Raw genomic sequence first — 10,147 nt, 5'->3', positions numbered from 1 at the left:
GATGCGCCAAATCCCGAACGGCTGATGCGCCGGATCGATCCGCATGAACTGATACTTGCCATGCCACGTCCAGCGATGCCCGCTCATCAAGTCTTCGCCCTGGGTACTGGCGTCGTCCGGCAAGCCCATTTCCCACAGCGGCAATTCGAAATTCGCCTCCTGCACGTTATGCGGATCGAGGCTGACCGCGACCAGAATGAAATTGCTGCCGTCCGCGCTGCGTTTGCCGAAATACAGGATGTTGTCGTTCCAGGCGTTGTAGAGCTTCAGGCCCAAATGCGTGTGCAACGCCGGGTTTTGCCGGCGGATGCGGTTGAGCTGGGCGATCTCGGCGATGATGTTGCCCGGCGCGTTGAAGTCCCGCGGGCGGATCTCATACTTCTCGGAGTCGAGGTATTCCTCTTTCCCCGGTACGGGCGCCGCTTCACACAGCTCAAAGCCGGAGTACATGCCCCACAGCCCGGAACCCATGGTCGCCAACGCCGCGCGAATCAGGAAGCCGGCGCGCCCGGATTCATGCAGAAACGCCGGGTTGATGTCCGGCGTATTGACGAAGAAGTTCGGGCGATAGCATTCGCGCCACGGCGAGTCGTTGAGTTCGGAAAAATAGGTCGAGAGTTCGTACTTGGTGTTGCGCCAGGTGAAGTAGGTGTAGCTCTGGGAGTAACCCACCTTGCCCAGGCGCGCCATCATCGCCGGCGTGGTGAAGGCTTCGGCGAGGAAAATCACTTCCGGGTACAACGCCCGCACATCGGCAATCAGCCACTGCCAGAACGGCAACGGTTTGGTGTGTGGATTGTCGACGCGGAAGATCTTCACGCCCTCCTCGACCCAACCCACCACGATGTCGCGCAGCTCAACCCAGAGGCTGGGGATCGCGTCGGCGGCGTAGAAGTCGACGTTGACGATGTCCTGGTATTTCTTCGGCGGGTTCTCGGCGTATTTGATTGTGCCGTCCGGGCGCCAGTTGAACCAGCCGGGATGCTGCTTGAGCCATGGGTGATCCTGCGAGCACTGGATGGCGAAATCGAGAGCGATTTCCAGACCGTGGTCGGCCGCGGCTGCCACCAATCGACGGAAGTCCTCGCGAGTGCCGAGTTCCGGGTGAATCGCCTCGTGCCCGCCCTCTTCACTGCCGATGGCGTACGGGCTGCCCGGATCGTTGGGCCCGGCGGTAAGGGAATTGTTCGGGCCTTTGCGGTAGCTGCGCCCGATCGGGTGGATCGGCGGGAAGTACAGCACGTCGAAACCCATGTCCTGGATCATCGGCAGCCGTGAATGCACATCGTTGAAAGTGCCGTGGCGGGCCGGATCATCGGTGATCGAACGCGGAAACAATTCATACCAACTGGCGAATTGCGCCAGTTCACGCTCGACGTCCAGCGGGTATTCAGGGCTGAAGCTCAAATAGGCACGGTGATCGGCCTGCGCCATCAGGTCGGCGCTACGCTGGTGCAGAAACAGCGCGACCTGCTCGATTTCAAGCAGACCCGCCAACTCATGGTGCAACGCCGCAAGGGCTTCGCTGAGTTGCCCTTCGGTACGCTCGGCGGCTTGCTGGACCAGGGTTCGGCCTTCCTGCAATTCAAGACTGACCGGAACGCGCGCCGCATGCTTTTTCTCCAGCTCGTAACAGAAGCTGGCGAACTGATCGATCCAGGCCTCGATGCAAAACACATAGCGGCCCTGGGAGCGCACACGGAATTGCCCCTGCCAGCCATTATTGCCGAGATCGGTCATGGTCGTGCTTTGCCAGGTCTCGTCACCCTCGGTGCGCCAGCGCACATGCACCGCCAGCTTGTCGTGCCCGTCAGCGAAGACTTTGCTGGTGACCACCACGTCCTGGCCCGCCACGGCTTTGACGGCGAACTGCCCGCCATCGAGGGTCGGCATGGTGTTTTCAATCGCAATGCGCGGCAGCAACAGAGCCTGCGACAGCGGCATATGAGGGTTGTAATTCAGTTCTGTCGGCTTTTCAGCAGTCATCGAGCATCTCTCCTGTACGCCCCATGGACGCTCTTGTGCACGGTCATCATTCGCGCGAAGCCGTCGGCCCCGGAATGAACTCACTTAGGTTCCGAGCGGCGCGCCCGGATAAAAGTTCACGTGGATTTACCTGAGTGTCTGTGGGAATCAATCCCTCTGCGCGGTGGTCAACCAACTTAAGCACGACTTACGCCATGTGCCACAAGGAGGCTTCAACGATGACCATTCCAATTCCGGCCGAAACGCCCGATCCGAACATCGACAACCCGACCATTCCGCCGACCGAGCCGGAACCGGTGCCCGAGCAGGAACCGCCAGGCACCACACCGCCACCGCGGGAAGATCCGCCGGAAACAATGCCACCGGTGATTGTTGCGCCGGAATGATGACCGTTCTATTGCCCCATTTTTTGTAGGAGCGAGCTTGCTCGCGATGAACTCGAAAGCGCCGCGGCCTATCAGGCTCGCGACCGTTCAAGGCCTTCACGAGCCATCTCGCTCCTACACGAGATTTCCCACAACCTTGTAGTCCCGGTCCTGTAATGACATTCCCCTCCGATTCAGCGCTTTACCACGCCCCTTCGCCTGCTCTTATATAGCCCAGTCCCTACAGCAAAGAGCACAGCCGCCATGTCATCGATATTTTTCAGTGTCAGCAACTCCGCAAACCTGAGCGCGCAACGAAACGCGCTCTACCGTGGCTCACTGAACGATGGCTGGCCTCAACGTGAAACTATTCAATTACGAGCTTCTGTTCTTTCAAAGCGAACGTGAATCGTCAGAGAGTTGCGATAAAAGCTCACTCCATCACGACCTTGAAAGGCCTGCTATTCACCAGGATTCACAGTTCATGCAGCACGAACTGTTGAAGGGAAAGACCCCAGAAAGTGCCACTGGCCAGCGCCAGGGAGACGAATGCTGTCAGCCCGATCCACCACGATCCCTGTAGGAGCGAGCTCGCGATGAACCTGAAAGCGCCGCGGCGTATCAGGCTGATCGCGTCATCGTTCACGTTCTTCGCGAGCAAGCTCGCTCCTACAGGGGCTCTTTGTCCTTATCCAGCATCTTCACGATTCTGGGCATCACACTGAAAATTCCTAACGCCAGCAGCGTGCTGAACACTGCCGTCGCTTCGCGCCCCAACCCGGCGGAAACACCAATTGCCGCGGTCATCCACAATCCCGCCGCCGTGGTCAGGCCTTTGACATGGCCTTCGTCGCCTTCCTGGTTTTTCAGGATGGTCCCGGCGCCGAGGAAGCCGATGCCGGCAATGACACCTTGCACCACCCGGCTCATGGCGTCGGCCTGGGAGCCGGACATCTGTGGCACAAGGACAAACAATGCGGCCCCCAGCGCAACGAGCATGTGGGTGCGAACGCCGGCGGCCTTGCCTTTGTGTTCGCGCTCGAAGCCCAGGATTCCGCCCAGAATCGCAGCAATCAGCAATCTGACGGTAATGCGTGTCAATTGTGCGGCATCGCCAATGTCGGCGAACTCGGCTTGTAGCGTGACCCAGACTTCATGCCACCAGGCGTCCATGTGCATTCCTTGTTATTGATCGATAGAGCATGGACCGCGCTGACCACTAATCAGTTGCACAGAACGATGGCCGTCGGTTGTGCCCTAAGGCTGTAGAACCCCGCAGAAAAAAGGACACCTCCATGACCGTGCGCATCGAAAACCAGACCTGCTTTTTCACCACCGAAAATGGCGAAGAGATCCGACTTTGTCCCGATGTGACCATCATCACCGACAGCGACAAGGCGATGTCGGCGGTAGAGATCAACGGCCAACGGATCTACATCACCGAAGCAGAAGCCGACGCATTGACCGTAGCAGGCGCGGTGGATGGTCGTAAGCATTTGAAAGCCACCGACAGTGATTCGGTGATTTGACTGACGCTGATCAACGCAGCCCGCGGACGCCTGGGATAGGTGCCCGCGGCGTTTTTTGGCGGGTGCTTCAAGTTGTCGCAGGCCGCGGCTCCGCGCTCATCTGATCCGCTTTTTATTGCAATACCTGAGTCTGTTATGCAAACAGATCGACGCTCATAGTGACCCGGCCTGATGGAGGCTGATGAGCGAAAGACCATGAGCGAACAAATCCCCGTCCGAACCGTAGAAACATTCGAGCCTTCGCGTCCAAACAAGATGAAGGCCAAATCCAGCGACAACCTGATCCACACCCGCAGTTTCACCGGCCTGTTCCGCACCTTGCGCATGAGCGGCGCAGGATGTCTGTTCCTGCTGTTCTTCGGCACGGTCTGGTTGAACTGGGGCGGTCGCCAGGCGGTGCTGTGGGACCTTTCCGAAAGCAAATTCCACATCTTCGGCGCGACGTTCTGGCCGCAGGATTTCATCCTGCTGTCGGCGCTGCTGATCATCGCCGCGTTCGGTCTGTTCGCAATCACCGTCTTCGCCGGGCGCGTATGGTGCGGCTACACCTGCCCACAGAGTTCCTGGACCTGGATCTTCATGTGGTGCGAGAAGATCACCGAAGGCGAACGCAACCAGCGGATCAAGCTACAGGCCGCGCCGTGGGGCCTGAACAAACTGATGCGCCGCTCGGCCAAGCACACTTTATGGCTGGCGATCAGTTTGCTGACCGGCCTGACCTTCGTCGGCTATTTCACGCCGATCCGGCCGCTGGCCGAAGAGCTGCTGACGTTGCAGATGGGCGGCGTGAGCCTGTTCTGGGTGTTGTTCTTCACCGGCGCCACGTACATCAACGCGGGTTGGTTGCGTGAAGCGGTGTGCATGCACATGTGTCCGTATGCACGGTTCCAGAGTGTGATGTTCGACAAGGACACCCTGACCATCTCCTACGACGTCGCCCGTGGCGAAAACCGGGGGCCGCGCAGACGTGACGTGAAACCTGCCGAGGTGGGTTTGGGTGATTGCATCGATTGCCAGCTCTGTGTACAGGTCTGCCCGACCGGCATCGACATTCGCGATGGCCTGCAAATGGAGTGCATCGGCTGCGCTGCTTGCATCGACGCCTGCGATTCGATCATGGACAAAATGGGCTACGCCCGAGGCCTGATCAGCTACACCTCGGAGCATCAGTTGCAAGGTGGCAAGACCCGTTTGCTGCGCCCACGCCTGATCGGCTACACCGCCGTGCTGCTGATCATGATCGGCGCACTCGCCGTGGCGCTGGTGGAACGGCCGATGGTGTCGCTGGACGTCAGCAAGGACCGCGGCCTGTTCCGCGAGAACAGCCTGGGGCAGATCGAAAATATCTACAGCCTCAAGGTCATCAACAAAACCCAGCAACGCCAGGACTATCACCTGGCGCTGGTCGACGATGACGGCTTCCAGCTGCAAGGCAAGACCGAGTTGAGCCTGGCTGCCGGCGAGATTGTCGACGTGCCGGTGTCGGTGGCGATGACCACCGAACGGCCGAGCAGCAGCTCCCAGACCATCAGCTTCAAGATCGTCGACAGCGATGAGCCTGAGATTTACAGCGTTGCGAAAAGCCGCTTTGTTGCGCCGATGAACCGTTGATCCCTTAGACTGCGGTGCTGCCATTCGCGGGCAAGCCTCCTCCGATATTCCTGAACGACACCGACCGGGCTTTAGATGAAACGCTACGAAAAATTCGCCGATGACATCGCTGAACTGATCCGCTCAGGCGTTCTCGGCCCTGGTCAACGCGTGCCGTCTGTGCGCTACGCCAGCCAGACCTACGGCGTCAGCCCGTCCACCGTATTCCAGGCGTATTACTTGCTGGAGCGTCGTGGCCTGATCCGCGCAAGGCCGCGTTCCGGTTATTTCGTCAACACCCATGCGCCGAGCCCGTTTTCCGAACCGGTGATCAGCAGCCAGGTCAACGAATCCACCGAAGTCGACGTCAGCGAACTGGTGTTCTCGGTCCTCGACTCGATCAAGGACCCGCACACGATCCCCTTCGGCTCGGCGTTCCCCAGCCCGACCCTGTTTCCATTGCAACGCTTGTCACGGTCGCTGGCCAGCGCTACCCGGGACATGGACCCGCGCATGGTCGTCACGGACATGTCGCCGGGCAACCCGCAGCTGCGTCGGCAAATCGCCCTGCGCTACATGGTCGGTGGCCTGATGCTGCCGATGGAAGAACTGCTGATCACCAATGGCGCGCTGGAAGCCCTGAACCTGTGCCTGCAAGCCGTCACCGAACCCGGCGATCTAGTGGCCATCGAAGCGCCGGCGTTCTACGCCTGCCTGCAGATCCTCGAGCGACTGAAGCTCAAGGCCGTGGAAATCCCGGTGCACCCGCGTGACGGCATCGATCTCGGCGTGCTTGCGCAGACACTGGAGCGCCATCCGATCAAGGCCTGTTGGTGCATGACCAGCTTCCAGAACCCAATGGGCGCCACCATGCCCGAGGCAAAGAAGCAGGAATTGGTGGAATTGTTGCGCAGCCATCAGGTGCCGCTGATCGAGGATGATGTCTACGCCGAACTGTATTACGGCCAGCAAGCGCCGAAGCCGGCCAAGGCTTTCGATACCGAGGGTCTGGTGATGCATTGCGGATCCTTCGCCAAGAGCCTCGCGCCCGGTTATCGGATTGGCTGGGTCGCGGCCGGTCGTTATGCGCAGAAGATCGAGCGGTTGAAATTGATGACCTCGCTGTGCGCATCAATGCCGGCTCAGGTGGCCATTGCCGATTACCTGCAGCACGGTGGCTATGATCGTCATTTGCGCAAACTGCGTTATGCGTTGGAGGAACAACAAAGTGCGATGCTGGCCGCGATTGCGCGCTATTTCCCCGCACAAACCCGCGTCAGCCAGCCCGCCGGTGGCTACTTTTTATGGCTGGAACTGCCGGCGCAGATGGATTCGTTGAAGTTGTTTCAAATGGCGTTGGCGCAAGGCATCAGCATCGCGCCGGGGCCGATTTTTTCGCCGACGCAGCGGTTCAGGAATTGTATCCGGTTGAATTATGGAAGCCCCTGGAATGAGGCTTCGGAGAAGGCGATGGAGACGTTGGGGCGGATTGTGCGGTCGTTCTGACGGGGTGATGTTGCCCGTTCTAGCCCCTTCGCGGGCAAGCCCGCTCTCACAGGGAACTGCGGGAGCGGGCTTGCTCGCGAAGAGGCCAGACCCGACAAAGCACATCCAGAAAACTAACGCCCGCCCCCCAGATCAACAAAAGTCCCCGTCGCATACGACGCCTTATCCGACAACAACCACACAATCGCCTCTGCCACTTCATCCGGCCGGCCACCACGCGCCATCGGAATCGCCGACTCCAGCTTGCTGACCCGATCCGGATCGCCGCTCAGCGCGTGAAAATCGGTGTAGATGAAGCCAGGGCGCACCGCGTTGACCCGGATGCCCTCGCCCGCCACTTCCTTGGACAAACCGACAGTGAACGAGTCCAGCGCGCCTTTGGACGCGGCGTAATCCACGTACTCATTCGGCGAGCCCAGGCGCGACGCGACCGAGGACACGTTGACGATGCTGCCACCCTGCCCGCCATGCTTGGGCGACATGCGCAGGATCGCATGCTTGGCGCAGAGGATCGGCGCCAGGACGTTGGTCTTGAGGGTTTTGAGAATGCGGAACTCGGACATTTCGTCGACCCGGGACTTGTGGCCCACGGTGCCGGCGTTGTTGACCAGCGCGGTCACCCGGCCCAACTCGGCATCCACCCGGTTGAACAGCGCGATCACTTCGTCTTCGATGCTGACATCGGCACGTACCGCGATGGCCTGGGCACCGAGGACGCGCAGTTGCTCCAGCACGCTGTGCGCCGCCTCCTCGTCGGACTGATAGTTGATGCAGATCCGATAGCCTTGGCCGGCGGCCAACAATGCGGTGGCGGCACCGATGCCGCGGCTGCCGCCGGTGATGACGATGACTTTGTCCATTCGAGCGTTTCCCCGTTCAAGCGTAAACAGTCGGGGCCAAGAATAACCGCCATCGACGTTTTTTTACATGGGGCATGGCGACACGTTTTGCGTTGGCTTTAAACGGATGCCAGTTGTTCCGCCCGGAGAATGTCCACCATGAACCGCTCCGCCGGCAGTGGGTGCCCCAGCAGATAGCCTTGCAGCGAGTCGCAACCGAGTTGGGTCAGGAAGTCCTGCTGCACATCGGTTTCCACGCCCTCGGCGACGATCCGCAGTCCCAGCGCCTGGCCCAGGGCGACGATTGCCGAAACGATGGCGGCGTCGTCGCTGTCACGTTCCAGGTCGCGCACAAACCCGCGGTCAATTTTCAGCTCGTTGGCTGGCAAGCGCTTGAGGTACATCAAGCTTGAATAGCCGGTGCCAAAGTCATCGATGGACAGGTCGACACCCATCTCCGACAGCTCCTTGAGCACCGTCATGCTCGCGTCCGCATCGCTCATGGCGGTGGTTTCGGTGATTTCCAGGGTCAGGCTGTTGGCCGGCAGGTGGTGCGTGGCCAAGGCTTTGGCGACGCTCTGCACCAGGCCGGCATGACAGAACTGCAAGGCCGACAGGTTCACCGCGATACGCCAGTCGGTGTAGCCGAGCACGTACCATTCGCGCATCTGCCGGCAGGCCTCGTTGAGTACCCACTCGCCGATGGGGATGATCAGCCCGGTTTTCTCCGCCAGATCGATGAACCGGTCCGGCAACAGCATGCCCTGGGTCGGATGCTCCCAGCGCAACAACGCCTCGGCGCCGACCGGGCGGCCATTGCTGGCGTCGAATTTTGGCTGGTAATAGAGGCTGAATTCTTTCTGGTCCAGCGCATTGCGCAGGTCCTGGAGCAATTGCAGTTGCTTGCGGGCGTTGCTGTTCATCGACGCATCAAAGAAGCTGTAGCCGTTCTTGCCTGCGCCCTTGGCGTGATACATCGCCGCGTCGGCGTTCATCAGCAATTCATCGGCGGTCTGGCCGTTGCCCGGATAAAGCGCGATGCCGACACTGGCGGATATCTGCAAGTCATGTTCAACGACGCGGAACGAACGTGCGATCAAGCTGACTTGGCGGGCCGCCAGATTCAGCGCGTCATTTTCGTCGGCCAGTTGCACCAGCAACACGAACTCATCGCCGCCAATCCTCGCCAGAGTGTCCTGGCTGCGCAAATCCTCGCGTAGCCGCTGCGCAACCTCACGCAGCAACAGATCCCCCATGTAATGCCCGAACGCATCATTGACCGGTTTGAAACCGTCCAGATCGATGAACATCAAGGCAAAACAGCCGCCCTCTTCCCGAACCCGGGACATGGCCTGATCGATCCGGTCGGCGAGCAATACGCGATTCGGCAGCCCCGTCAGCGTGTCGTGCAGAGCCAGCTGGGTGAGTTCGCGGTTGGCCTCGGTCAGGGACTTGGCGAGATCAGCAGTGCGCGCTTCCAGGCGCGCATCGAGAATCGAGGTGAGCAAGGCGATGCTCAGCACCGCCAACGTGGTGATCAATACCAGGCTGTCCAGGCCCTTGCCGTTCAAGCCGCTGACGGCGGCACCGCAGAAACTGCCCTCGGGAAAGCGCGCGGCGGCCATCGCGGTGTAGTGCATGCCGACGATGGCGATGCCCATGATCACTGCCGCACCGCCGCGAATCAGGCTGACGTAAGGCGTGTTCTGGCGCAGGCGAAAAGCGATCCACAACGCTGCGCCCGACGCGCCGACGGCGATCAGCAAGGACGCGCTGAACAGCGTCGGATCGTAATCGATGCCGGGTTGCATGCGCATCGCCGCCATGCCGGTGTAATGCATGGCGCTGATACCGGCCCCCATCACCAGTGCGCCGAACCCCAATTGCCAGGCCAGCAAGCGTGGCTGGCTGACCAGCCACAGGGCGAAGCCGCAGGACAGGACTGCGATCAGCAGTGACAGCGCCGTCAGCGTAACGTCGTAGCCGAGGTCGATGGGCAGGTCGAACGCGAGCATGCCGATGAAATGCATCGACCACACGCCAATGCCCATCGCAAACGCGCCCCCCGCCGTCCATAAATGCACCGCCCGGCCCCTGGCCGTGGCGATGCGCCCGGTCATGTCGAGCGCCGTATAAGAGGCGAGAATCGCCACGAAGAGCGAGATGAAAACCAGCGTAGGGGAATAGCTACCGATGAGCATGGGACTTCTCAAGACTACCCGCCGTATCGCTTCCGTTCTCGGAGGGCAAATCGGGCGATTGTACTGATTGCGCAAAAGAACGCACTGACAAAATTAGCAAAGGGCCAGCAAGCCGATGAAACGCTTGTTTG

General features: G+C 60.3%; 9 protein-coding genes. 4 read left to right on the top strand and 5 right to left on the bottom strand.

Annotated elements, in window-relative coordinates; genetic code table 11:
* Nucleotides 1-1,986: alpha-1,4-glucan--maltose-1-phosphate maltosyltransferase (locus NTD84_RS17245; protein ID WP_262167713.1), on the bottom strand; the 1,986-nt coding region annotated here is incomplete at its 3' end.
* Between the two features lie 218 nt (nucleotides 1,987-2,204).
* Between NTD84_RS17245 and NTD84_RS17240 the strand changes: the two genes are divergently transcribed.
* A complete protein-coding gene (locus tag NTD84_RS17240; RefSeq protein WP_262167711.1) occupies nucleotides 2,205-2,372 on the top strand; it encodes a hypothetical protein in 168 nt (55 codons plus the stop codon).
* 454 nt (nucleotides 2,373-2,826) lie between these two features.
* On the opposite strand, the gene NTD84_RS17235 is transcribed toward NTD84_RS17240, so the two are convergent.
* Nucleotides 2,827-3,012: a hypothetical protein gene (locus NTD84_RS17235; RefSeq protein WP_262167709.1), complete on the bottom strand. Its 186-nt coding sequence runs from the start codon at nucleotides 3,010-3,012 to the stop codon at nucleotides 2,827-2,829.
* A gap of 8 nt (nucleotides 3,013-3,020) precedes the next feature.
* Nucleotides 3,021-3,524, bottom strand: coding sequence for an MgtC/SapB family protein (locus NTD84_RS17230; RefSeq protein ID WP_262167707.1), 504 nt, complete (start codon nucleotides 3,522-3,524; stop codon nucleotides 3,021-3,023).
* Nucleotides 3,525-3,646: 122 nt separating this feature from the next.
* On the opposite strand from NTD84_RS17230, the gene NTD84_RS17225 reads away from it, so the two are divergent.
* From NTD84_RS17225 to mapR, 3 genes are all read left to right on the top strand, one after another.
* Complete coding sequence (locus NTD84_RS17225) at nucleotides 3,647-3,880, top strand: DUF3203 family protein (RefSeq protein ID WP_262167705.1); 234 nt, start codon at nucleotides 3,647-3,649, stop codon at nucleotides 3,878-3,880.
* 195 nt (nucleotides 3,881-4,075) lie between these two features.
* Complete coding sequence (ccoG, locus tag NTD84_RS17220; protein ID WP_262167703.1) at nucleotides 4,076-5,491, top strand: cytochrome c oxidase accessory protein CcoG; 1,416 nt, start codon at nucleotides 4,076-4,078, stop codon at nucleotides 5,489-5,491.
* A 75-nt stretch (nucleotides 5,492-5,566) separates the two neighbouring features.
* Nucleotides 5,567-6,976, top strand: coding sequence for a GntR family transcriptional regulator MpaR (mapR, locus tag NTD84_RS17215; protein ID WP_262167702.1), 1,410 nt, complete (start codon nucleotides 5,567-5,569; stop codon nucleotides 6,974-6,976).
* 113 nt (nucleotides 6,977-7,089) lie between these two features.
* Here mapR and NTD84_RS17210 read toward each other — a convergent pair whose 3' ends face one another.
* A complete protein-coding gene (locus NTD84_RS17210) occupies nucleotides 7,090-7,836 on the bottom strand; it encodes an SDR family oxidoreductase (protein WP_262167701.1) in 747 nt (248 codons plus the stop codon).
* A gap of 98 nt (nucleotides 7,837-7,934) precedes the next feature.
* Nucleotides 7,935-10,016, bottom strand: coding sequence for a putative bifunctional diguanylate cyclase/phosphodiesterase (locus tag NTD84_RS17205; RefSeq protein ID WP_262167698.1), 2,082 nt, complete (start codon nucleotides 10,014-10,016; stop codon nucleotides 7,935-7,937).
* Nucleotides 10,017-10,147: the final 131 nt, after the last annotated feature.

The organism is Pseudomonas sp. 14P_8.1_Bac3 (genome assembly GCF_025466085.1).
GTDB lineage: Bacteria > Pseudomonadota > Gammaproteobacteria > Pseudomonadales > Pseudomonadaceae > Aquipseudomonas.
Note: the sequence above shows the minus strand (reverse complement) of the source record. Positions and strands in the feature narration are given on the sequence as shown.

Bases quoted from the DNA above. Each gene is read 5' to 3' on its own strand.
- mapR (WP_262167702.1), top strand. From the start codon at position 5,567: ATGAAACGCTACGAAAAATTCGCCGATGACATCGCTGAACTGATCCGC.
- NTD84_RS17230 (WP_262167707.1), bottom strand. From the start codon at position 3,524: ATGGACGCCTGGTGGCATGAAGTCTGGGTCACGCTACAAGCCGAGTTC.
- NTD84_RS17205 (WP_262167698.1), bottom strand. From the start codon at position 10,016: ATGCTCATCGGTAGCTATTCCCCTACGCTGGTTTTCATCTCGCTCTTC.
- NTD84_RS17210 (WP_262167701.1), bottom strand. From the start codon at position 7,836: ATGGACAAAGTCATCGTCATCACCGGCGGCAGCCGCGGCATCGGTGCC.
- ccoG (WP_262167703.1), top strand. From the start codon at position 4,076: ATGAGCGAACAAATCCCCGTCCGAACCGTAGAAACATTCGAGCCTTCG.
- NTD84_RS17240 (WP_262167711.1), top strand. From the start codon at position 2,205: ATGACCATTCCAATTCCGGCCGAAACGCCCGATCCGAACATCGACAAC.
- NTD84_RS17225 (WP_262167705.1), top strand. From the start codon at position 3,647: ATGACCGTGCGCATCGAAAACCAGACCTGCTTTTTCACCACCGAAAAT.